This is a genomic window from Microcoleus sp. AR_TQ3_B6 (genome assembly GCF_036702785.1).
Taxonomy (GTDB): domain Bacteria; phylum Cyanobacteriota; class Cyanobacteriia; order Cyanobacteriales; family Microcoleaceae; genus Microcoleus.
On sequence record NZ_JAUBVJ010000011.1, the window covers coordinates 107889 to 129960 of the forward strand.

The window sequence follows — 22072 nt, forward strand, 5'->3', positions numbered from 1 at the left end:
TAAGACTGACACACCTTACAGGCGACAAACAGATAAAAGTTATTTTACCAGAAATTGGTCTGGTGCGTATTGCCCACCCGAAAACTACAATTGATATGATATTAAAAATCACAAATCACCAATCACAAATCACAAATGGCATTACCTCCCGGCAGTTTAGGTTTACCCCTAATTGGCGATACCCTCAACTTTTTGCAAGATTCCGACTTTGCCAAAAAACGCCACCAGCAGTACGGGTCTATTTTCAAAACCAGCATTTTCGGACAGCCTACCGTGTTTGTGCGCGGCCAAGAGGCTAGTTTGTTTGTTTTAAGCAATGAAAACCAATATTTTGTTGTGGCTTGGCCTGCGAGTACGAAAGCGCTTTTAGGGCCGCTTTCCTTGGCGCTGCAAACGGGTGCTAACCACCAAAATCGGCGCAAGTTGCTGTACCAAGCGTTTCAGCCGCGAGCTTTGGCGGGCTACATCGGCGGGATGGAAAATATCACTCAGCGCTATTTGGAAAAATGGGCAAAAATGGAAACCGTGACTTGGTACCCTGAACTGAGAAATTATACTTTTGATGTGGCGGGTAAGTTGTTAGTAGGGATTGAAAATGGTTCGGAAACGGCGTTAGGACATAATTTTGAAACTTGGTGCAATGGTTTATTTTCGATTCCTTTAGATGTGCCTTGGACTCAGTTTGGCAAGGCGAAAAAGTGCCGCAAGCTGATGTTGGCAGAACTGGAAAAGATTATTCGCGATCGCCAGCAAGGAACCCCTAGCGGCAATGATGCTTTGAGTTTGCTGATTTCGGCTCGCGATGACGAGGGAAATAGTTTGAGTTTGGATGAGTTAAAAGATCAAGTGCTGTTGCTGCTGTTTGCGGGACACGAAACTTTAACTTCGGCGATCGCCTCTTTTTGTCTTCTCCTAGCTCAAAATCCCGATGTGATGGCAAAAGTCCGCGCCGAACAGCAGCAGTTCCCCGCTACGGAACCGCTAACCCTGGAACAGCTCAAACAAATGACTTATTTAGAACAGGTTATGCGAGAAGTGCTGCGGTTGGTTCCGCCAGTGGGAGGCGGTTTTCGGAAGGTAATTAATGCTTGCGAGTTCGGCGGCTACGAAATTCCCAAGGGTTGGATGGTACTTTATCAAATCAATCAGACGCATCAGGATAGTCAACTTTATCCTGAACCCGATCGATTCGACCCCGATCGATTTAGCCCGGAGCGCTCGGCTAAACCTTTCAGCTACGTGCCCTTTGGCGGCGGTTTGCGAGAATGTTTGGGCAAAGAATTTGCCCGATTAGAGATGAAGTTGTTTGCGGCAAAGATTGTTCGGGAGTTGGAATGGGAGCTTTTACCCGATCAAGATTTGAATTTAATCACAGTACCGACTCCCCATCCCCGCGACGGTTTGCGAGTGAAATTTCGGCGAACAACTATGAATAGGTAGAAAATCCAGCTCCCCGACAACTTCTGCGAAGTCGGGGAGCTAATACCAAATCCGCCTGTATACCCTCCCGATTTATCTTCCTCTTCTTCTTGGTGTCCTAGCGCTTACGCGCCGCTTCGCTAACGCGTCGAAAGCGGTTTATCAAAAAAGACTAAGGCAAGCGTGTCACAATTAGTAAAGTGCGTCATATCAAATCCGTTAGCATCGGAATAGTAAATTCGAGTTCACTGTTGACGGTTGACGCCGTGAACAGTCAACAGTCAACATCACGGACGGTGTAACCGTCCATGATATCAGATGCCAAAACCCTCGATCGGCAGATAGCATCTCAATCAACATCCAATTGCATCGGCCCCAAATACTTAGTTAAATAAGGCGAAAACACCTCATAAATCAGCGTCAGCGGCTTCCCGTGATGCCAAAACAAATAGTGTCGCCCCCAAAAAGGTCCCGACTGTTCAAAAGCTGACTCCAAAGCCACCGAATCACCGAAATAAATGCCCTGCACATCGCGATACAATTCTGTCCGCAGCCGCGCTAAACTGGCCCAAATTGGCAAAGATTTATTTTGTAAATATTCATCTACGTGGCTCGCTTCCCACCAAGAAGTAGCATAGGCTAAACGCTGTCCAGAAGCTGTTCGCAGCCACACTTGTCGGCGCAGGCGCGGTCCGGGAACCGCGACAATTTGCTGTGGTGCGCCGTCTGCGTCTTCGCCCACTAAAGACATATCGATGACATCTACTTCTGTGGGTTCCCCTGTCAGCAGTTGCAGGTGACGGGTGGGGGAACCGTCGCCCAGGAGCAGTATTTGCCACGCCGGTGCGAGCTTGGTGTGGGGTAAACCCTTCTGTACTGCGTCTTCTGCTCCTTGCCACAGGGGGTTGAGAGCGTGCCAGGTGCGGCTGTTTTTGGGTGTAAATGTTGCAGTCAAGGGTCTTTACAAAACTTAATTTTTTGCTTATTATAACGTTTCTTCAATCTAAAATCAAAAATCGATCGACCGATGACGCTCGCGAGCGAGGATGTCCAGTGAAATAGTTATAATACTTTTGTTCGGGATTTTTATTCTTCCTTCTTCCTTCTTCCTTCTTCCTTCTTCCTTCTTCCTTCTTCCTTCTTCCTTCCACTATAATATGTTACGAATAACCGAAATAAAACTCCCCCTAGATCATCCTCAAGATGCGATCGCCAGCGCCATTATCAAAAAGCTGCAAATTCCCCCGGAAGAATTGCTCGGCTATTCCATCTTCAAGCGCAGCTACGATGCTCGTAAAAAAGCAGAAATCCTCCTTGTCTATATTGTGGATGTAGAGACGACACAGGAAAAGCAACTTTTGGCGCGCTTCAAAAAAGATCCTCATGTGATGGTAACGCCAGACACGAGTTATCGCTTGGTAGCCAAAGCCCCCAGCAATTTGACGATTCGCCCCATTGTGATTGGTACAGGGCCTTGCGGTATGTTTGCAGGTCTGATGCTGGCACAAATGGGATTTTGTCCCATCCTTTTAGAACGCGGAAAAGCAGTGCGCGATCGCACGGTTGATACCTTTGGATTTTGGAAGAAAAAAGCAGAATTCAACCCGGAATCTAACGCCCAGTTTGGCGAAGGTGGCGCGGGTACTTTTTCCGATGGCAAACTCTACAGCCAAGTTAAAGATCCTCAGCATTACGGGCGGAAGGTGCTGACGGAACTTGTGAATGCGGGAGCTTCACCGGAAATTTTATATATTAACAAACCGCATATTGGCACCTTCAAACTGGTGGGAATTGTCCAAAGTCTTCGCGCCCAAATAGAATCATTAGGCGGAGAAATTCGGTTTCAAAGTCGTGTGGAAGATATCCACATCGAAAAGGGAAAAGTGCAGGGACTTACCCTCGCCAGTGGAGAATATATTGCTAGTAATTATATAGTTCTGGCGGTGGGACACAGCGCCCGCGATACTTTTGAAATGTTGTTTTCGCGCGGGGTTTACATCGAGCCTAAACCTTTTTCCATTGGTTTTCGGGTGGAACATCCGCAGAGTACGATCGATCGCTGTCGTTTTGGCGATCGGGCCGGCCATAAGCTTTTGGGTGCGGCCGATTACAAACTGGTTCACCATTGCGAAAACGGTCGTTCTGTGTATAGTTTCTGTATGTGTCCCGGCGGTTTGGTAGTGGCGGCTGCGTCAGAACCGGGGCGAGTTGTCACTAATGGGATGAGTCAATATTCTCGCAATGAACGCAATGCTAACAGCGGGATTGTGGTAGGTATCACGCCGGAGGATTATCCCGGTCATCCCTTAGCAGGAATTGAGTTTCAGCGTCGCCTAGAAGAACGGGCATTTGAGTTAGGAGGTGGCACTTACAACGCCCCTGGGCAGCTTGTGGGGGATTTTTTGGCGAATCGCCCTTCCACGGCGCTAGGCGCGGTGCAGCCGTCTTATACGCCGGGAGTTGTGATGACTGATTTGAGCGAAAGTTTGCCAGATTATGCGATCGCAGCTATCCGCGAAGCACTTCCGGCTTTTGACAAACAGATTAAAGGATTTGCGATGGATGATGCGGTTTTGACTGGGGTGGAAACGCGCACTTCTTCACCAATTCGGATTAAACGCAAGGAAGATTATCAGAGTTTGAATACAGAAGGTCTTTATCCTGCTGGGGAAGGTGCAGGATATGCGGGTGGAATCCTGTCGGCGGGGATTGATGGGATTAAGGTGGCGGAGGCGGTTGCTTTGAGCATCTTGCAATCATGAAGCTCGCCCCACCTTTTTAGAGGTGGGGGTGTCTATGCTAATCTGGAACTACCTACAGTCCACAGATCGCATAAGCAAGCCCAGCTTCTAGGCAAGCGTCCAGATGTTTTACGCTCGACGCTTCTCGTAGTCCTTTCGGCTATCGAGTTTTTGCCAGCCTCTAGCGGCGATATTGTACGAACCGTTTAGGTCGCAATTGTATTTTTTGCCGCTAGAAAACGTGGCTAAAGCATAATTCTGTTTGTCGCGCTTAACCAGTCCAGACCCGTCATAGGCTAGCTTGGACGTGTAAGCGGCAATAACGGTGACGGTTTTCCCGCCCCATTCAGCCCACTTTCTTGGTGTGAGCTCCACAATCAGGCTTTTGAGCCACCCATGGAAGCGCTGTTTCAGGTTTGACCGTTTCTTGCCGCCCTTAGGTTTCCAGCCTTTGAGATCCTCAAACACAATCGCATCAGCGCTATAAGCCTGAGCAATCATGGTGATTCTCTTTGAGACGAGATGACGGATCTGTTGGTTGATATTTCGACACTTGCGATAGGTGTTCTTGCAAAAGCCCTTACCGAGCCTACCACCTTTACCCATCGTCTTTTTAGCGCGTTTAGAAACCGATCTCAGGCGCTGATCGCGAAAGTCTATGTATCTTCCAGGGTGAATGAATTCAGGGTGGATTACAGTACCGTCTCGACTCACTACTGACACGGTGGCAGTTGTGTTAATCCCCAAATCGACCGCGACCACAAGCCCTGAGCCTTTCACTTTTTCAGGGTGACACTCAAAAGGCACTGACAAATGACAATTCCGGTCATTGACAATCAAGGATGGGGACTTCATTTGATTGGTCGCGACCAAGTGGCGCTCACGCTTTGAGACGATTGGCATGGTAATCCACACCCAATCAGTCCCCGTGAAGACCTTGATCTCTACTTGCTCAAATCCATGCAGCTTGAAGCACTGCCCTTTGTAAAGGGCGGGATAACAACCTGAATCAGCATTGAGTGTAGGCGGTTGTGCGTCTCGCCGATTGCGACTGTGACCGGACTGCCAGTCCCGGTATCGAGTTATGTAGCTACTCACTTGACCAGTAGCAAACACGATCGCCGCCCGCCTTAAGTAACTGGGGAATTTGTGGAAGGACTGACCGATTTGAGGGTATTTGATGGCAGGGTTTTTAGCAGTTGCATGAACCAATCTTTCTACCGCTGGTATCAAGTTGTCGTTCGACAAAACTCCCAATTGTGGCCAGTGCGTAGCAATCACCTTGAAATACTCACCGTCCTCTTATGAGCGGTGATTCTTGACGCTTCATCGGGTTTTGCTAACCGTTGCTAGTCTGACAATCCCTCTGCGCCCGTTTTGAGTCGTGGCGATTCCCCATCCCGACTTTCTCTATCATTCTAGAAGCATTTCGATCTCTGTCTTGCTCAGTACCGCAACTGGGACAAAGCACTGAACGAATAGACAAATCGATTTTACCCCATTTTAAACCACAATCCGCACAAACGAAAGCTAGTAGGTTCCCACCTACTAATTACTTGAAACTCTCTGCCAAACTTCTCAGATTTAGCTTCACAGAGAGTTCTAAATTCTCTCCACCCTTGCTGACTAATTGCTCTCGATAGTTTCCGGTTTTTCACCATGCCCGACACGTTTAAATCTTCCAAAATAATCACTTGGTTTTCCTTGACTACTTTGGTTGATAACTTGTGCAGGAAATCTTTACGGGTGTCGGCAATGCGGTTGTGTAACTTGGCAATCTTGATTCGTGTTATATTTCTCCTTTTAGAGTCTTTCGGCTGGCGGGCTAATTTACGTTGAAGTTTCCGAATTTTCCGGTCTAACTTTTTGTAATTAGGACTTTCAGCTTTTTCGCCATTACTCATTACTGCAAAAGTTTTGATTCCCAAATCGATTCCGATACTTTGGTTTTTCGCCTCAGATGAAATGGGTTGAACTTCTACAACAAAACTCAGGAAATAACGATTTGCACAATCTTTGATTACTGTGACCGAACTAGGCTCAGATGGTAGTGTCCTTGACCCGATTGGCTTAACAATACCAATTTTGGCTAAATAGACACCGCTATTTTTCAGAGAAAAACCTCCAATCCTAAATCGTGCTGACTGGCTGTTTCCTCTTTTTTTGAATTTAGGATAACCAACTGTACGACCTTTTCGCTTTCCTTTGCAGGAGTCGAAAAAGTTCTTGAAAGCCGTTTCCAAGTCCGCCACGGATTGCTGTAGCGGAATATTGGAGACTTCGCTTAGCCAAGCTCTTTCTTCAGTTTTTTTCCCTTGGGTGATCGCGATTTTTTGCAGTTGGGCCGAACTTGGCTTTTTCTCGGACTGCTTGCAGAGAGCTAGGCTATCGTTCCAGACCTTCCTCACACAGCCAAACAGCCGAGCCAAGCTCTGCTTTTGGTCTGTCGTTGGATAAAATCTGTACTTGAATCTTGCCTTCATGGTTATACTGATATTGGTCTGTAGGTTTGATTACATATTGGTTTGCAAGCAATGACAACTGTTTACCGCCGTGAGCGACATTCTGTTACAGAACTTAAAATGCACTTGGTCTGCGTAACAAAGTATCGTCGGTCTGTGTTTACGAGCGAAAGTCTTGATCTGATTGAAAAATCGTTTAGAGATGTAGCCCAAAAAATGAACTTTCAAGTGCTAGAGTTCAATGGCGAAGACAATCATGTTCATGCGCTGATTGAGTATCCGCCTAAATTATCAACATCTCAAATTGTTAACGCATTGAAAGGCGTTTCCAGTCGTCGGTACGGACAGGCTGGACATGAAAAACCCCACAAAGAAGCTTTATGGAGTCCTAGTTATTTTGCTGTTTCTGTAGGAGGTGCGCCTTTAGAAGTTTTGAAGGAATATATCAGAAACCAAGAAAAGCCGTCCTAAAAGGACGGGGCTTGTATCCCATTTTTTTAGTCATCAACTGTCAACTGTCAACCGTCAACTGCGGGACTTACGCATCGAAACCTTCACCACCTTAGTTTTTTGTCCGTATCTGCAGGCTGCATGGCGTCTTCTAAGCAAAAAAACCCGGTTTCTGACCACCCGTGCCTCCAGGACTAAACTTTCAACCGTCAACCGTCAACCGTCAACTTTGTTCAAACAGTAGCTAAGCGCGATCGAATTTCAGTATCTGTGTACTGCGGCGTCCAGCCTTCTGTGGTGGTAAAATAGCGCACCGCTTTAATTTTCCGGGCTGCTGTCAAATAAAACCAGTGTTCTGTATTCGCCGGCACGTTGATAAATTCTTCCGGCTGCACTGTGAGTTCGACTTGACTGCCGTCGGGACGCACAAAACCGAAAATTCCCTCTCCTGCTACGATATAGCGGACTTCATCATCGGCGTGGATGTGGCACTTGTTGAATTTGGACAGCATGGTGTCGAGGTTGGGAATGTCTGGGTGCAGTACGATTAAGTCGCGATGCTGATAGCCTGCACTTTCCGACAACTGTTGAAAGTAGCCGTCGAGGGCTTGCAGCACTTGCTCTTTTTGATTGTCGTCAAGAGCATCTTTAGCTAACAAATTTTGAATTTCAGCGCTGTCACCCACGGGCCAGCGGTTGAGTTGAATGTTTAAGGGAGCGAGTTCTCGGGCAATGTCGCTCTGTTGAGTGTAGGTTGTACCGTTTTCGAGTTGCAGGATAGCCATTTTTGCAGGTTCCAATTTTTGGGTGAGGCGATACACAGGCACTGTCAAAGATGTTTGTCGATCGCGTCTTTGACAGAATCACAATTTTAACGTTAATTTTAACAGGACTTACAGGAGAGCCTAGAAACCGGGTTTTTTTAGGCAATACTTCGTTACACACCGTAGATTCGGTAAAAAACCCGGTTTCTTAGTCGGAGTGCGTCCATGACTGACGAACAGTTAAATAGTTGTCAAGATAAGATTGATAAGTCAGGCGCCAGCTAGCACCCGCAGCGACCGGCAACACTGAGATATTTTAGATGTAATTTTTGCAACTACCATGCCTACTTATACTGGAATTTCTAGCGAAGCATTTCAGCATCCCCTCGATCGCCAAGCTGAGGAAGCGCTGCGCAGCGTACCTGGATTTGACTTAATTGCCAGCAAATTTGTAGAATTTGTCTACGAACGGCCGCAATTCGTTTACCTAATGGGAAATAGCATTCAAGTCGGGCCGCGCCAATATGCCAGTATTTATCATATATTTCGGGAGTGCTTGCAGGATTTAGATGTTTTTCCAGAACCGGGTTTATTTGTTTCTCAGAATCCCTCAGTTAACAGCTATGCCCTGGGTAAAAACCAGCCCTATGTAGTATTAAACACTGGTCTTTTAGACTTGTTGGACGAGGCGGAACTGCGGGTAGTATTGGCTCACGAGTTGGGACACATTAAATGCGGCCATCCTATTTTAAATCAAATGGCGATGTGGGCGATGAGCGTCGCCTCGACAATTGGCGAGATGACTTTCGGGCTGGGAAATATGGTCGGCAGCGGTTTAATTTACGCTTTTTACGAGTGGCGCCGCAAAGCTGAATTATCGGCAGACCGGGCGGCTTTGTTGGTGACCGATGACTTAAACAGTGTGATGATGACGATGATGAAACTTGCCGGAGTTAGCAGTAAATATGCTAGCCAATGCAGTTTGCAAGAATTTATCCGCCAGTCTGACAACTATCAAGAACTCGATCGGGACAACCTCAACCAAGTGTATAAATTTTTACTTTACAACGGCGGGCAAGGCGTGATGCTGAGTCACCCTTTCCCGGTGGAACGCCTGCGGTATTTGCGAGACTGGGCAAGTTCCGAGGAATACCGCCAAATTAAGCTAGGGAACTACAAGCGGGCTGTAGCTGAGGGTGCGGTTGATGTAAAGTCCCAAACGCCTAACAGCGAGACGGAGGCTTTGCGCCGTCAGATTGAAGAGTTGCAGCGCGAGATCGAGCGGCAAAAATCAAAGCGAAACTAAGTTTCCTCGTCCCCAGGCTCCTCGTCCCCAGGCGCCTCGTCCCCAGGCTCCTCGTCCCCAGGCTCCTCGTCCCCAGGCTCTGCCTGGGGATGCAGATCCAGAGGCTCTGCCTCTTCTTCGCCAGGATTAGCGAGGCTCTGCCTCTGGATCTCGGTTCTCAGCCAGAGCCTAGGAACCAGCTAAATGTTTTACCGGATTTCCTCGTCCCCAGGCTCTGGCTGGGGATGCAAATCCAGAGGCTCTGCCTCTTCTTGGCGAGGATTAGCGAGGCTCTGCCTCTGGATCTCGGTTCCCAGGCAGAGCCTAGGAACCAGCTAAATGTTTTACCGGATTTGAGGGAGGGAGAAACGTAAAAGGAAGCTAGGCCAGTCAGAGACTTACTCGCAACTGGCCTCCAATCTAAAAACTGTCCCCTCCCTTCTGAAATCTGTTTCTGAGGGGGTGTAGTTTAAATCAAGAGAAGCATATAACTCAAGGGAGCTAAAAAAATGATTATTGATAAACCAATGAATACTCACAAGCCAACTTCTAATTTTTTCGGCAATGTCGGAAAAGTAGCGATCGCCCTGACTCTTCTGGCCGGCGGCATGGCATTTACAAATCCTGGGAGAGACAAATACCTAACTTATGCTTCCGGCCAACTCCAAACCGAGTTGGAAAGCACTGTGTGCAAAGATTCTCGCGTGCCGAAAGCTTTGAGCGGCATTACAGATACTTTGATCGGCAGTTGCAAGAATTTGCTGACTTCGCAGCGCAACACTATCGAAAGCTTGCTCGACAATACAACGCAGCGTCAGAATTTAGGCGTTGTCAGCATTTATACAACTGAACTGGGCAAAAAAAGCTATCAAACCGTTGGAGCTTTTGGGAATTTCGTGACTCTGCCACCTAGTTCTGAAAATCCTCAAAAGTAGAGTCAAATTAAGTTCCATTGTAGAAACCGGGTTTTGTAGAAAGCCCGGTTTTTACTTACGTAATTCTCTCTAATGAAACCTAAATAAATTCGGATACAGCCAGCACATATTTTTAATCAAGCCCGCTAATCCCAGCCAAAAATTAAGTTTTATTAAAAACAAAAAGTTATAGTGCCACTTAATATTAACATAAACACTATAAAGTTTTATCTTTAACAAATAAGCAGATGGCAGTGCAATTAAGTAAGGGTGAGAGATTTAATATCTCTAAAGAAGCGCCGGATATAAAAAAAATGGCGATCGCCCTGGGTTGGCAGGTGACAGAGGCAGGACAAAGCTACGATATAGATGTCTCTGCATTTATGCTAGGTGCTGACGGCAAAATACCTAACGATCAATATTTTATCTTTTACAATAATCTGCAATCCTTTGACAGTTCGGTACTGCAATCGATTCCTGAAAAAAACAACGGCTCTCAAGAAAATAAGACTATTTACGGCATTATCTTACAAAGAGTTAATCCGGAAATTGAGGAAATAACTTTTGTGGTCACTATTCACGAAGCCGAGAAAATTAATGCAAATTTTAGCAATATCAAAAATGCTTTTATCAAAATTAGCAATTTGGATACAAAAAGCGAACTTGTTCGCTATGAATTAAAAGAGAATTTTTCGCGAGAGACTGCCGTAGAATTTGGTCGTTTGTATAGAAAGAATGGAGAGTGGAGATTTCAGGCAGTAGGAGCAGGATATCAGGCAGGATTGCAGAGTTTTGTTGACAAGTATTGCAGCTAAAATAGTAATAATGTTGCTCCAATTACTAAGGAGTTGGCAGAGGCAACCGCAGATAATTTGCAGTTGCCGGCTTGGGAGTTAGAGGTGGAGTCAGAATCGGAACCTTCCGGGGAGACGAACTCGGTGCGATCGCAAATTAACACTCAAGTTAATTCCCACAGCCGCAAAATACTGCTAGCTTTAACGGCAAGTTTAGGGGTTTTGGTGTTGAAGACAGGTGCAGCACCGCCTTAATGCGATCGGGAAATGAAACCCTGAAACAAGCGAAAACACTGGCAGTTGAAACGCAGAATGCAGCGAAATCAACCGATGTCAATCTGCTACTTCGATCGGCAGTTGCAAGAATTTGGTGACTTCGCAGCCCGACATCATCGAAAGCTTGCTCGACAATACAACGCAGCGTCAGAATTGAGGCGTTGTCAGCATTTATACAATTGAACTGGGCAAAAAAATCTATCAAACCGTTGGAGCTTTTGGGAATTTCGTGACCAAAAATTTCAAAGGTGGTACCCGCCACGTGATTTATCCGTGGAATCAATCCCAAATCTCAAATCGAAAATCCTCAAGAAAGAGCATTTATCTCGCGCAAGTCAATCTAAAATCTAAAATCTAAAATCTAAAATCGATTGACTCTGCCACCTAGTTCTGAAAATTCTCAAAAGTAGAGTCAAATTAAATTCCATTGTAGAAACCTGGTTTTGTAGAAAGCTCGGTTTTTACTTACGTAATTCTCTCTAAGTAAATCTCCATAAATTCGGATACAGGCAGCACATATTTTTAATCAAGCCCGCTATTAGCAGCCAAAAATTAAGTTTTATTAAACAGGAAAAATTCTAGTGCCATTTAATATTAACATGAACAAAATAAAGTTTTATCTTTAACAAATAAGCAGATGGCAAGGCAATTAAGTAAGGGTGAAAGATTTAATATCTCTAAAGAAGCGCCTGGTTTAAAAAAAATGGCGATAGGCCTCGGTTGGAAGGTGACAGAGGCAGCACAAAGCTACGAGATAGATGTCTCTGCGTTTATGCTAGGTGCTGACGGCAAAATACCTAACGATAAATATGTTGTTTTTTACAATAACCCCCAATCCTGTGACGGTTCGGTACTGCAATCGATCCCTGAAAAAAACAAGCGAAGTCAAGATAATAAGTGTATTTACGGCGTTATTTTAGAGAAAATTAATCCGGAAATTGAGGAAGTGACTTTTGTGGTCACTATTCACGAAGCAGAAAAAATTAATGCAAATTTTAGCAATATCAAAAATGCTTTTATCAAAATTAGCAATTTGGATACAAAAAGCGAACTTGTTCGGTATGAATTAAAAGAGAATTTTTCGCGAGAGACTGCTGTAGAATTTGGTCGTTTGTATAAAAAGAATGGAGAGTGGATATTTCAGGCGGTAGGACAAGGATATCAGGCAGGATTGCAGAGTTTTGTTGACAAGTATGACAGCGGAAATAGTAATAATATTGCTCCAATTACTAACGAGTTGGCAGCGGGAACAGCAGCAGATGATTTGCAGTTGCCGGCTTCGGAGTTGGAGGTGAACCCAGAAGCGGAACCTTCCGGCGAGACGAGCTCGGTGCGATCGCCAATTAACAATCAAGTTAATTCGGGAAGTCGCACAATACTGCTAGCTATAGCGGCAAGTTTAGGGGTTTTGGTGTTTGGGACAGGTGCAGGAGCGATCGCCTTAATGCGATCGGGAAATGAAACGCTGAAGCAAGCGAAAATACTGGCAGTTGAAACGCAGAATGCAGTCCAAGCCACCGATGTAAATCTGCTCAGAAGTTTCGATAAACGACTTAAAGAAACGATCGCGAATTTAGAGAAAATTCCTAACTTCCCCGGCTTTGGGTATCAACAAGCAAGAGCTGATTTGCTTAAACTGCGCCCGAGTTTGGTTCCTGTACAGCAACACTTACAGGCGGCAGAAAGTCTAGCAACGGCTCAAAAATTGGCGATGGAAGCTGCTGTGGTTGTGCAAAAACCGCCTCATCCGATCGAAGTTTGGCAGCAGTCGCAAAGTAAATGGCAACAGGCGATCGCACTTTTAGAAGCGATTGATTCACGTACACCTGTTTATACTCTAGCTCAAAATAAGTTATCTAATTACCGGGCAAATCGCGCTGTTATCAGGCAAAGAGTTGCGATCGCTCAAAAAGCTGCAAATTTTAGCAACCAAGGTTCTTTGAAAGTTCAAAAGGGAGATGTTCCGGGGGCGATCGCCAATTTTACTCAGGCTTTAGTGCTGAATCCGAACATACCTCAAGCTTACCTCGGATTGGGGATTGCTACTTCAAAACAGGGAAACAAGCAGCAGGCAATTTACAATTACGATCGAGCGCTGCAATTTAATCCTAACTTAGCCGAAGCTTATTTCGGTCGCGCTCAAGCATACTATGAATTGGGAAACAAGCAAAAGGCGATCGGCGATTACGAACAAGCTATTCGCGTTAATCCTAATTATGGTTTGGCTTATTTGGAACGAGGTGCTATTCGCTGTATGCTGGGAACAAAATCGCAAGCAGTATCAGATTTTAAACAAGCGGGAGAACTTTTCTTAAAGCAGGGAGACGGAAATAATTACAAATTAGCACAAAGCTTTATTAATGATTGTCAAGAACCGATTGCAGAGGCTGCAATCTGCGATTATCGAAGGAACATAGACTCCTTGGGCCGACCCTGCGGTCGCTCTCTTAATGTTCCGATTATAATTAGAAGAAAATCCACGACTGCTACCTCAAATTCTGACTCTACTGCTGTTAAAAGCAGTAGCAGCGTTGAAAAAATCTCGCCTGCAAATTCTGATAGCAGCAGCACAAGAACTCGCAGCAGGAGAAGAAGTAGAAGGTAAACGGCTGTTGCATTAGTCAATATAGCAAGCGCCAAGACGGTTAGGACGTTGTTAATGGATGAAACGATTGATTTTATTGCTTCTTCCTTCTTCCTTCTTCCTTCTTCCTCCTTCCTTCGGCTATAGATGACAAAATCTGCTGGTAAGCATCGATAGTTTGCTGGGCGATCGCCTCCCAATTATAATGCTTTTTTGCATACTCTTTGCCATTCAATCCCCGCCGCTGGCGCTCCTGCGGATTGAGAAGTGCTGATTTGATTGAATTGGCGATCGCCCCTACCTCCAAAGGCTCCACCCAACCAGCTTCTGCTTGCTGTATGTCTTCCGCAATATGTATGCGATCGGAAATTACGACAGGTACACCGGCGGCCATCGCTTCTGCTACAGCAATGCCAAAGTTTTCGTAATAAGAAGGCAATACAAATAAGTCGGCTTTAGTTAACAGTTCAACTTTTAAATTACCGCTCACAAAGCCAGTTATTGTTGTGTATTTTGCTAAGCTTGAATTATGAATTTGTACTTTAATTTGTCTTTCATAATCAGCATCTTGGGGATTTGAACCCGCTAAAATAAAGTGAAACTCTATCCCCGATTCTAAAATACTTTCTAAGGCAGGAATTAGCAAATCAAGCCCTTTTTTAGGTGCAATTCGCGACATAAATAAGATGATTGGCACTTGAGATTCTCCCAATCTCTTAGAAAACAAACCTGCTGTCACCCCCAATGGAATCACCAAATCCCGTGGCACAGGCATCTTGCCTGTGCTGCCCAAACCAAATCTTTCTGAGATTTTAGCCTCTTCTTTACTTGTGAAATGAATTGCGGCTGCCCCTGCTAAATTAGGGCGTTCTAAAAGCGTGGCATAAATCTGTTTCAAGAGCTTTTTTTTCTGCAAGTCGGCGGGGTCAAGCATACCGCAGGGACGGATAATGTACGGCAAATGATGATATCTTGCAATTGTAGCCGCGAGGGTAGTTACTGGCGAAAAAAGAGCGTGAAGGTGAGCTAGGTCAAATTGTCGCGCATTTTCATTCAACCACTGCAATAACGAGAATGAAAATTTATATCTGCGCCAGGGATAACAGCGGAAATAAATAATCTGATAGCCGTTTTGTTGTATTGGTTGATTTAGAGGAACATCTAAGGGAAGTTGACCGATATCTCCGTTAGAATCTGTGGTGATAATTGTCACATCAATGTTTTTGGCAGCGAGGGCTGCAGAAAGTCCGAGCACCATTTGACTCGGCCCGCCGTAGACGAGGGAAATTGAGGGAATAATTTGGAGAATTCGCATGGTTAGCACTTGCTATTAGCTGAGGTAGCTGGTTGTGTTATCATAGAAAGAATTGCAAAATTTGCACATTATACTAATTTAGGCGATCGGAGGCAAGTTATGCTGATTGGATTCAGCGTCGGCAACTACAAATCTTTTAAAGAAACTGTCACCCTCAGTATGGTAGCCTCGTCAATTACTGAGGAAGACAAAGAGCTGAACGAAAATAATGTATTCCCAATTAATGATAAGTTAAGCTTAGTCAAAAGTGCTGCTATTTATGGAGCTAACGCCAGTGGTAAGAGCAACCTTGTTGCTGCTATTAACTTTATGAAATGGTTTGTCCTCAATTCATCCAAAGAAACGCAAGTTTCAGACGCGATCGATATTGAAGCATTCAGGCTAAGTACGGAGACAGAAAAAGAGCCGTCTTTGTTTGAAATCGTTTTTCTACTAGAAGACAAAACTTTTAGGTACGGTTTTGAGGTGAACGCGCGGGAAGTTGTTTCTGAGTGGCTATTTCAAGCTGATGACACTGAAGAAAAAATGCTTTTTGAACGGGATTTTGATAATTATACATTAGATGATTTCCCCGAGGGACAAGGCATTAGCGATAAAACCAGAAGTAATGCTTTATTTCTTTCTGTGGTCGCACAATTTAATGGTAAAATTTCTGGCAAAATATTGCTGTGGTTCAGTAAAACTTTGCAATTGATCTCAGGCTTGCAAGATACACAATACCGCGAGGAAACTTTAGAGTCTTTTGAGAACGATCGCCACAGACATGATATTATTGAATTTATCAAGAAGTTAGACTTAGGGATTGCTGATATTCAAATCAAAAAGTATATTTCCCAGAAAACCGCTATGTTCGGTATATATGAAGTAGGCGTGAAAACAGTTCACCGGAAATATGATGCTGATGGGAAACAGACTGCTATAGAATTATTTGATATCGAAACGCACGAATCCGAGGGAACAAACAAACTGTTTGCATTAGCAGGCCTTCTTCTGGATACTTTAAGGACAGAAAAGATTTTATTAATTGATGAACTTGATGCCAGACTGCATCCGCTGATTACTCGCGAATTAATCAGCTTATTCAATTCTAACGAGACTAATCCGCACAACGCACAGCTTATATTCACGACACACGACACAAACTTGCTAAGCAGCAAGACTTTTCGCAAGGATCAAATATGGTTTACCGAAAAGGACAACAAGGGCGCTACTGATTTGTACTCTTTGGTAGAGTATAAAGTAGGAAAAAATGCCTCATTTGAGCGCGATTACATTATGGGTAAGTATGGAGCTATCCCTTTCATTGGTAATTTCAAAGAACTAATAGGTGAACTTCATGAATAAAAAAAGTTCGTCTACAAGAACAAATATTGATTACTACAATAGAAAGGTTAAAACTAGAAGATAGTTTTTAATCGTGTGCGAAGGTGAGAAAACCGAACCCAACTATTTTAGAAGTTTCCCGGTAGACACAAAGGTAATTAAGCTGGATATCAAAGGAGAAGGAAAAAATACGAAGAGTTTAGTAGAAAAAGCTATTGAGTTAAAAAACGGCTCAGAATCCGACGAAACAGACCGATTTTGGTGCGTGTTCGATCGCGATAAAAACCCTAAAAATCCTAACGACTCGCAAAATTTTAATTCAGCCATAACTCTTGCAAGAAATAACGGCATTGACGTAGCTTATTCAAATGATGCTTTTGAATTGTGGTATTTGCTGCACTTCCATTTTTATAATACGGGAATTTCTCGCCAGGATTATCAAAATATGCTAACCAAGTTATTGGGACACGAGTATAAGAAAAACAGCGAGAGGATTTATGAGGAACTAAAAGACAAACAGCAGGATGCAATTAAACACGCAAAACGGCTTTTACAGGAATACGAGCCCTCCAATCCTGAAAGTGACAATCCTTCAACAACAGTGCATCTGCTAGTCGAAGAACTTAACAGTTTTATTCCTAAGGGAAGTTGACCGATATCTCCGTTAGAATCTGTGGTGAGAATCGTCACATCAATGTTTTTGGCCGCGAGGGCCCCAGAAAGTCCGAGTACCATTTGACAAGCGAATTTCAAAGGTGGTACAAGCCCCCGCATTTATCCGTGGAATCAATCGAAAATCTAAAATCGAAAATCCTCAAGAAAGAGCATTTATCCGTGGGGTCAATCTAAAATCTAAAATCTAAAATCTAAAATCGATTGACTCGGCCCGCCGTAGACTAGGGAAATTGAGGGGATAATTTGGAGAATGCGCATGGGATCTCGTTCTTTAAATCAAAATACCAACATCTCCCTTACAAATTTAATTATCTGGAAAAGGCTGCCCGTCTAGCTGTTCAGCTTCCTCTCTCTTTGTTGCTGTAATTTGGGTATTGTGAGATATTTTCTTGGAAAATTCATACATCTCAGTGGCTTTGGCTTCCGCAGCTTTCACAATTTCAAGGATTTCCAGGAGTTGGCTTTCATCAGGTAATTGTTTCATGACAATACTTCTAATCTCTCAACTATTTTGTCTATCATAATTTTAGATTCTGGAGCAATCTGTAGCAAGGCTGCTAAATAATCTCCTGCTTTTTGAACATCTTCATCGGGCACACCATCCATCAATACATTGCCCACGATGTGCTCTGCTTGTAAGCGAGTACCTGCTACGTTGAATTGAAAATTGGTGATGGAAGAAAAGTATTGCATCAGTATTTCATTCTGGGGGAAATGAGACATTGCTCTTCTAAGTGCAAAAAGTCCCTGCGTTGCTTGGCGCTCTGTATCGTCTAGTACCTGGTAGAGTTCGGTAACCAAAGAGCGTATGTCGGAAGGAATAGCCATTTACGACAGTTTTTATTTAACACTTGCATTATACTGCTAAAAGTTACAACAACTCTTTATAAAATTCCAACAACTGCTCCGCTAAAGCTTTATTTGTATAATTGCTCATCGCTCTATGATAACCCCGATCGCCCAAATCGGCAGCCAAATCCTGCCGCTCCATCAATCGCTGCAAACACTCTCGCAAAACCCCAGCATTTCCCTCGGGGAATACTAACCCCGCATCGCCGATGACGTGGGGAATTTCCCCGCAGTCGGAACCAATAACCGGAATTTGACAGGCCATCGCTTCGATTAAAACGTGACCGAATTGTTCTTTCCAGCCCACAGCGGTCAAAGTTTTGAACTTATAGCTGGTTTGCGATGGCAATACCAAACAGTTCATTAAGTTAAGGTAGGGGGGAATTTCTTCGTGAGAAACGCTTTCTACCCAGATTATTCGGTCGCTGATTCCCCATTCAATACATTTTTCGGCGAGGTGCGTCCGCAATTTTCCTTGTCCTACTAACAGCCACTTCCAAGAGCTTGTTTTCAACCCTGCCAAAGCAGAAGCTAAAGTTAACAGTCCTTTTTCTTCTACAAACCGTCCTACAAATCCTACCACAAAATCGGTCGGTTCAATGCCGAACCTGCGCGATAAATCAGCGTCTTTACCACTGCGGCGAAACAAAGTTTCATCTACTCCGAGTTGTGGCATTACTTTTATCGCACCTTGATAGCCCCGCTGCCGCAAAATTTTAGCTCCATCTAGGTTGCCTGCAATAATTCCGTCGGTGTGCTGAAGATTGTAATTTTCTAAGACTGAAACAGGCCAATTCAATTGATAAGGCAGATTCCACCAGGTAAATAATATATTTTTTGCTTGCAGTTTGAGCAGTTTATTTAGTAAGATTAACTGAGCGCAAGCGAGGGATTTTGAACCTTGTTCAACTTGGATAATCTGTGGCCTAAATTTTTGCAACAGTCCAATTAAATCTGTGCCGAAAATTAGCAATCCTTGATTGTTTTGACTAAAATGGGAGACTGGGACTACTTTAAATGATCCTTCTTGATAGAATTGCGTTTCTATAATTTTATTTTGTATGCCTCCGGGTTTCCAACGCTGCGGCACTACAACTGTTACTTCAATATCGGGAGCTAGGTGTGCTAACATCTTGAATTTTTCCCGATTGATGTCAACTATATAGGTGTGGCTGGCAACGAGAATTCTCATTTTTTAGTCATTGCTAATTGGCAATTGGTAAGAATTATTGAGGATTAATATTATCTTGATCGGTGTAAATTTGTCCGTCGTTCCACAGGGAATGAATTAATGTATTGAGGACGCTGATAAAACCGAGGATATAAAAACTAAATCGAACAATTATTTTAATGGGCGATCGGCTTTTATGGCAAGGCGGATTTCCCAAAACGTGGCAGTCAAAGAGTTTGGCGAAAAATCGCAGGCATTGAAAGGCTGTTAAATTTTTTAATCCCATGAGGAAATGGTTGTGATAAAATGTGATTTGATATTCGAACGATCGCGTGCTGACATCGTGACATCCCCCGCTCTCTTCCCCTAAGTGAACTAAACAAGCCTGGGGATCGTACCAAATTTTCATGCCAGTCGATCGCAATCTCAAACAAAAATCCGACTCCTCCCGCACCGCACTGCCTGCAAACCGCTCGTCAAACCTCAGCCCGCATTCGGCAAAAACCTGCCGGCGAAAAGACATATTACAGCCTCTAGCCGAGAGCACCTGCTGCGGTTTTACTGTATGCACCAAATCGATAAAATACCAGGCAATGCCTGCATCCATCGCTTCTGTTGGCAAATATTCGATCGCCAAATCGCCTCCAGAATCATCCAGTTTCATTCTGTCAAAAACCCTGCCCGCCACACATCCCACATCGGGTTTTTCTAAATAGTTGCCAGCGTGAGCCGCCAAAAAACCATCTGGCAATTGTACATCATCATCAATAAATAAAATAATCTCTCCAACGGCGCGCCGCACTGCATAATTTCGAGCTCCCGGCAAACTCGCCCAATCTACGCGAAACCACCGAATTTTGCCAGCATTTGCCAATTCCTCTAAATAAACTTGAGTTTCCGAGTCGTGGGTGCGAGTTTGATCGATTACCAGCACTTCAAAATTCGGATAATTTTGCCGAATCGCATCAGCCAATGTCTCTCGCAGAGGTTGCTCGCGATTGTATGTGGGTATCACAACAGAAATCATCATTTGCAGTTGCCACTTTCATAAAAAATTTCGCTAAGTGGGTTCCGAGGGTCACGAAGAGTGTCCGCCCGGGAAACGACTTGGGGATTTCAATAAGCGAGTGAATCTTCAAAAGGCGTAACCATAGCCATCCTTGCGACGAACAATTGGGCAGTATTTGTGGCTAATTCCTTGAATCAATTCCGATCCTGAAATATTGAATTCTAAGCTATGACCTTGATTACCACAAATAATATCATACATACACTGAGTCGATGACCGAAAGCATCCAGGATACAAGCCCCTGGATTCATTCCGAAAGCAGACTCAGGACCGGTGAAATAAAAAACCTGTATCCGATGAAACTTGCCCGCCGAATTTAGCCGTGGGGTCAAGGCTTCAATTCTTTAATCTCAAATCTAAAATCTAAAATCGATTGACCGAAAGCATCCAGGATACAAGCCCCTGGATTCATCCGTCCAGAAATAAAAAACCTGTATCCGATGAAACTTGCCCCCCGAACTCATCCGTGGGGTCAATGCTTCAATTCTTTAATCTAAAATCTAAAATCTAAAATCAAAAATCGATTGACCGCCTCAGAAAGAAACCTTAACTTCGCTGGTGACGCGCAGCACGGACTCTTGCTGGAAAGTGCGCTTGTAAGTTTCGATTATTTCATTAATAGCTTGATTTTTTTCCGAGCTACTTTCATAAATCAAAATAACTATTTTAGAGTTTTCTCGGATCAGAATTCCCGAGCTGTTGAGAAACTGCCCGGAGCCGTCTAATACCGTTAGCCCTTCCCGAAAGCGAGGCGTAATAACGGTCTTGACAAACTCCTGCCATTCTGATTCCGAAATTGTCTCGCCTCCGGGTTTACTTAAGCCAAAATACAGTTCATCTTTGAGGAGATTTGTTTGCTTGGCATTAGTATCCGAAGTTTCGGGAAGTTGAGCGCGGGCAATTGTCGCCGGACAAACAGGTAAGATGAACAGCAGACAGGTCAAACCAAGACTGTTAAGATGTTTATTCATGAGGAATTACGCGGAACTTCTATATGTAGGGTGGGTCATAAGTGCCTTACCGCTTATTTCTTAGTCCGCGTGGGCTCTCGCCAGCGCGCCAGCGCTTAGGCGGACGAAAGTTTGTGTAGGACCGGTTTCCACCGCCGAGTCTTATTATTTCTTAGTCCCTCTGTGTTCGGAAGAAAGTTTGTATAGAACCTATTTGAGATCTTTTTAGGGGGTAACTGGAGCAGCAAGTCGTTTGAGCATCAATCTGATAAAACAAAGCTTGAGCTTGGCATTGGCAGCTTCAAGTGTGCGGTCAAAATTTTTGACTAAACTCTTGCATCGCTCTACCCAAGCATTCGATAAATCCCCCTACATACCCTTGTTTTCCGGACTTTGACTGCTTGAACATAGAGAGAAAGTCTGGGAAGCAATCCTACATCTTTCAAGGATTGCCAGTTTTGAGGCTTTGTTTCGATACAATGAGAGCTTTTAAGCCTCAAACAAAAATGCAAGGTCTCTTTCCTGAGCCAGTTAGCCAGCTCTCCTGAGCAAAATTCAAGCGTCTCCTAGAAGCACTACTTGATAATCCTCCAAGAGCGCTAAAACTTGGTCGATCGCACTAATTTGTTCTGTCACATTACTACTACCCAACTTGGGTAGCAGTGTCCAATATAAAGGAATGGCTCTGTTCTCCCACAGGAGGCTTACCATAAGTAGGTTGATAGAAGTCCATTGAGGGCGATCGATAACAATTGCGAACGTTTGCCCCACTTGGCAATAGGTAGTTAACCAATAAGCGATCGGAGGATACCAAAGAAGGTCGAGCCTTAATTGAGATAACTTCAAAAACTTTTGTAATTTCCGACGCCGACTTTCAATAGTAATCGGGTAGGAAAACATTCGGGCTAAATGTTCTAACGTAACTTGCTGGGGCGATTGCAGGACATTAAGCAAGAGACTTAGGATCGCCAATTAAATAACTTACAATTTTAATTATTATTGTGGGATGGGCGTCCCGCCCGTCCTTTTTG

The 22072-nt window shown here is 44.3% G+C and carries 23 protein-coding genes; 10 read left to right on the top strand and 13 right to left on the bottom strand.

Features of this window, described 5'->3' with window-relative positions:
- Positions 1 to 135 precede the first annotated feature (135 nt).
- A complete protein-coding gene (locus QUB56_RS08330) occupies positions 136 to 1440 on the top strand; it encodes a cytochrome P450 (protein WP_332954672.1) in 1305 nt (434 codons plus the stop codon).
- Between the two features lie 328 nt (positions 1441 to 1768).
- Here QUB56_RS08330 and QUB56_RS08335 read toward each other — a convergent pair whose 3' ends face one another.
- Together QUB56_RS08335 and QUB56_RS08340 are read right to left on the bottom strand one after the other, a co-directional pair.
- Positions 1769 to 2374, bottom strand: coding sequence for a chorismate lyase (locus QUB56_RS08335; protein ID WP_332954673.1), 606 nt, complete (start codon positions 2372 to 2374; stop codon positions 1769 to 1771).
- A gap of 43 nt (positions 2375 to 2417) precedes the next feature.
- A complete protein-coding gene (locus QUB56_RS08340; protein WP_332954675.1) occupies positions 2418 to 2570 on the bottom strand; it encodes a hypothetical protein in 153 nt (50 codons plus the stop codon).
- A gap of 6 nt (positions 2571 to 2576) precedes the next feature.
- Between QUB56_RS08340 and QUB56_RS08345 the strand changes: the two genes are divergently transcribed.
- Positions 2577 to 4181 (top strand): NAD(P)/FAD-dependent oxidoreductase, encoded by a 1605-nt coding sequence (locus tag QUB56_RS08345; protein WP_332954676.1) that lies wholly within the window; start codon positions 2577 to 2579, stop codon positions 4179 to 4181.
- Between the two features lie 108 nt (positions 4182 to 4289).
- Here QUB56_RS08345 and QUB56_RS08350 read toward each other — a convergent pair whose 3' ends face one another.
- The 3 genes from QUB56_RS08350 to QUB56_RS08360 are packed head-to-tail and all read right to left on the bottom strand — an operon-like array spanning position 4290 to position 6643.
- On the bottom strand, positions 4290 to 5441 hold the full coding sequence (locus QUB56_RS08350; protein ID WP_332954677.1) for a transposase: 1152 nt from the start codon (positions 5439 to 5441) through the stop codon (positions 4290 to 4292).
- Positions 5442 to 5499: 58 nt separating this feature from the next.
- Entirely contained in the window at positions 5500 to 5646 is a 147-nt protein-coding gene (locus QUB56_RS08355; protein ID WP_445243320.1) for a hypothetical protein, read from the bottom strand.
- A 7-nt stretch (positions 5647 to 5653) separates the two neighbouring features.
- Positions 5654 to 6643: a transposase gene (locus tag QUB56_RS08360; protein ID WP_332954678.1), complete on the bottom strand. Its 990-nt coding sequence runs from the start codon at positions 6641 to 6643 to the stop codon at positions 5654 to 5656.
- Positions 6644 to 6694: 51 nt separating this feature from the next.
- Here QUB56_RS08360 and tnpA point away from each other — a divergent pair, with 51 nt between their 5' ends.
- Positions 6695 to 7093, top strand: coding sequence for an IS200/IS605 family transposase (gene tnpA / locus QUB56_RS08365; protein WP_332954679.1), 399 nt, complete (start codon positions 6695 to 6697; stop codon positions 7091 to 7093).
- Positions 7094 to 7305: 212 nt separating this feature from the next.
- Here the strand turns inward: tnpA and QUB56_RS08370 are convergent, their stop codons facing one another.
- On the bottom strand, positions 7306 to 7857 hold the full coding sequence (locus tag QUB56_RS08370) for an acireductone dioxygenase (RefSeq protein WP_332954680.1): 552 nt from the start codon (positions 7855 to 7857) through the stop codon (positions 7306 to 7308).
- A 319-nt stretch (positions 7858 to 8176) separates the two neighbouring features.
- On the opposite strand from QUB56_RS08370, the gene QUB56_RS08375 reads away from it, so the two are divergent.
- From QUB56_RS08375 to QUB56_RS08395, 5 genes are all read left to right on the top strand, one after another.
- On the top strand, positions 8177 to 9142 hold the full coding sequence (locus tag QUB56_RS08375) for a M48 family metallopeptidase (protein ID WP_332954681.1): 966 nt from the start codon (positions 8177 to 8179) through the stop codon (positions 9140 to 9142).
- A 488-nt stretch (positions 9143 to 9630) separates the two neighbouring features.
- Positions 9631 to 10056: a DUF4359 domain-containing protein gene (locus QUB56_RS08380; protein WP_332954682.1), complete on the top strand. Its 426-nt coding sequence runs from the start codon at positions 9631 to 9633 to the stop codon at positions 10054 to 10056.
- 227 nt (positions 10057 to 10283) lie between these two features.
- Positions 10284 to 10850, top strand: coding sequence for a TerD family protein (locus QUB56_RS08385; protein WP_332954683.1), 567 nt, complete (start codon positions 10284 to 10286; stop codon positions 10848 to 10850).
- A 33-nt stretch (positions 10851 to 10883) separates the two neighbouring features.
- Positions 10884 to 11084: a hypothetical protein gene (locus QUB56_RS08390; protein ID WP_332954684.1), complete on the top strand. Its 201-nt coding sequence runs from the start codon at positions 10884 to 10886 to the stop codon at positions 11082 to 11084.
- A gap of 658 nt (positions 11085 to 11742) precedes the next feature.
- The gene (locus tag QUB56_RS08395; RefSeq protein ID WP_332954685.1) at positions 11743 to 13710 is read left to right on the top strand and encodes a TerD family protein; all 1968 of its coding nucleotides are present in this window, start codon (positions 11743 to 11745) and stop codon (positions 13708 to 13710) included.
- 73 nt (positions 13711 to 13783) lie between these two features.
- Here QUB56_RS08395 and hpsP read toward each other — a convergent pair whose 3' ends face one another.
- Positions 13784 to 15004: a hormogonium polysaccharide biosynthesis glycosyltransferase HpsP gene (gene hpsP, locus QUB56_RS08400; protein ID WP_332954686.1), complete on the bottom strand. Its 1221-nt coding sequence runs from the start codon at positions 15002 to 15004 to the stop codon at positions 13784 to 13786.
- Positions 15005 to 15013: 9 nt separating this feature from the next.
- Here hpsP and QUB56_RS08405 point away from each other — a divergent pair, with 9 nt between their 5' ends.
- Together QUB56_RS08405 and QUB56_RS08410 are read left to right on the top strand one after the other, a co-directional pair.
- Entirely contained in the window at positions 15014 to 16348 is a 1335-nt protein-coding gene (locus QUB56_RS08405) for an ATP-binding protein (protein ID WP_332954687.1), read from the top strand.
- A 73-nt stretch (positions 16349 to 16421) separates the two neighbouring features.
- On the top strand, positions 16422 to 16979 hold the full coding sequence (locus tag QUB56_RS08410) for an RloB family protein (RefSeq protein WP_332954688.1): 558 nt from the start codon (positions 16422 to 16424) through the stop codon (positions 16977 to 16979).
- Positions 16980 to 17306: 327 nt separating this feature from the next.
- Here the strand turns inward: QUB56_RS08410 and QUB56_RS08415 are convergent, their stop codons facing one another.
- The 6 genes from QUB56_RS08415 to QUB56_RS08440 all read right to left on the bottom strand — a co-directional run bounded on the left by QUB56_RS08415 (position 17307) and on the right by QUB56_RS08440 (position 21887).
- A complete protein-coding gene (locus QUB56_RS08415) occupies positions 17307 to 17486 on the bottom strand; it encodes a hypothetical protein (RefSeq protein ID WP_332954689.1) in 180 nt (59 codons plus the stop codon).
- On the bottom strand, positions 17483 to 17830 hold the full coding sequence (locus QUB56_RS08420) for a hypothetical protein (protein ID WP_332954690.1): 348 nt from the start codon (positions 17828 to 17830) through the stop codon (positions 17483 to 17485). The genes QUB56_RS08415 and QUB56_RS08420 overlap by 4 nt, the downstream gene beginning before the upstream one ends.
- Positions 17831 to 17873: 43 nt before the next feature.
- Complete coding sequence (hpsO, locus tag QUB56_RS08425; protein ID WP_332954691.1) at positions 17874 to 19043, bottom strand: hormogonium polysaccharide biosynthesis glycosyltransferase HpsO; 1170 nt, start codon at positions 19041 to 19043, stop codon at positions 17874 to 17876.
- Between the two features lie 34 nt (positions 19044 to 19077).
- Positions 19078 to 20052, bottom strand: coding sequence for a hormogonium polysaccharide biosynthesis glycosyltransferase HpsN (gene hpsN / locus QUB56_RS08430; protein WP_332954692.1), 975 nt, complete (start codon positions 20050 to 20052; stop codon positions 19078 to 19080).
- A gap of 572 nt (positions 20053 to 20624) precedes the next feature.
- A complete protein-coding gene (locus QUB56_RS08435) occupies positions 20625 to 21062 on the bottom strand; it encodes a DUF3574 domain-containing protein (RefSeq protein ID WP_332954693.1) in 438 nt (145 codons plus the stop codon).
- A gap of 534 nt (positions 21063 to 21596) precedes the next feature.
- Positions 21597 to 21887 carry a hypothetical protein gene (locus tag QUB56_RS08440; RefSeq protein WP_332954694.1) on the bottom strand — a complete coding sequence of 97 codons (291 nt, stop codon included), beginning with the start codon at positions 21885 to 21887 and terminating at the stop codon, positions 21597 to 21599.
- Positions 21888 to 22072: the final 185 nt, after the last annotated feature.

Excerpts from the sequence above, each read along its gene's own strand:
- hpsN (WP_332954692.1), bottom strand. The coding sequence starts at position 20,052 with ATGATGATTTCTGTTGTGATACCCACATACAATCGCGAGCAACCTCTG.
- tnpA (WP_332954679.1), top strand. The coding sequence starts at position 6,695 with ATGACAACTGTTTACCGCCGTGAGCGACATTCTGTTACAGAACTTAAA.
- hpsO (WP_332954691.1), bottom strand. The coding sequence starts at position 19,043 with ATGAGAATTCTCGTTGCCAGCCACACCTATATAGTTGACATCAATCGG.
- QUB56_RS08370 (WP_332954680.1), bottom strand. The coding sequence starts at position 7,857 with ATGGCTATCCTGCAACTCGAAAACGGTACAACCTACACTCAACAGAGC.
- QUB56_RS08385 (WP_332954683.1), top strand. The coding sequence starts at position 10,284 with ATGGCAGTGCAATTAAGTAAGGGTGAGAGATTTAATATCTCTAAAGAA.
- QUB56_RS08330 (WP_332954672.1), top strand. The coding sequence starts at position 136 with ATGGCATTACCTCCCGGCAGTTTAGGTTTACCCCTAATTGGCGATACC.
- QUB56_RS08360 (WP_332954678.1), bottom strand. The coding sequence starts at position 6,643 with ATGAAGGCAAGATTCAAGTACAGATTTTATCCAACGACAGACCAAAAG.
- hpsP (WP_332954686.1), bottom strand. The coding sequence starts at position 15,004 with ATGCGAATTCTCCAAATTATTCCCTCAATTTCCCTCGTCTACGGCGGG.
- QUB56_RS08420 (WP_332954690.1), bottom strand. The coding sequence starts at position 17,830 with ATGGCTATTCCTTCCGACATACGCTCTTTGGTTACCGAACTCTACCAG.
- QUB56_RS08345 (WP_332954676.1), top strand. The coding sequence starts at position 2,577 with ATGTTACGAATAACCGAAATAAAACTCCCCCTAGATCATCCTCAAGAT.
- QUB56_RS08435 (WP_332954693.1), bottom strand. The coding sequence starts at position 21,062 with ATGAATAAACATCTTAACAGTCTTGGTTTGACCTGTCTGCTGTTCATC.
- QUB56_RS08415 (WP_332954689.1), bottom strand. The coding sequence starts at position 17,486 with ATGAAACAATTACCTGATGAAAGCCAACTCCTGGAAATCCTTGAAATT.
- QUB56_RS08375 (WP_332954681.1), top strand. The coding sequence starts at position 8,177 with ATGCCTACTTATACTGGAATTTCTAGCGAAGCATTTCAGCATCCCCTC.
- QUB56_RS08395 (WP_332954685.1), top strand. The coding sequence starts at position 11,743 with ATGGCAAGGCAATTAAGTAAGGGTGAAAGATTTAATATCTCTAAAGAA.
- QUB56_RS08380 (WP_332954682.1), top strand. The coding sequence starts at position 9,631 with ATGATTATTGATAAACCAATGAATACTCACAAGCCAACTTCTAATTTT.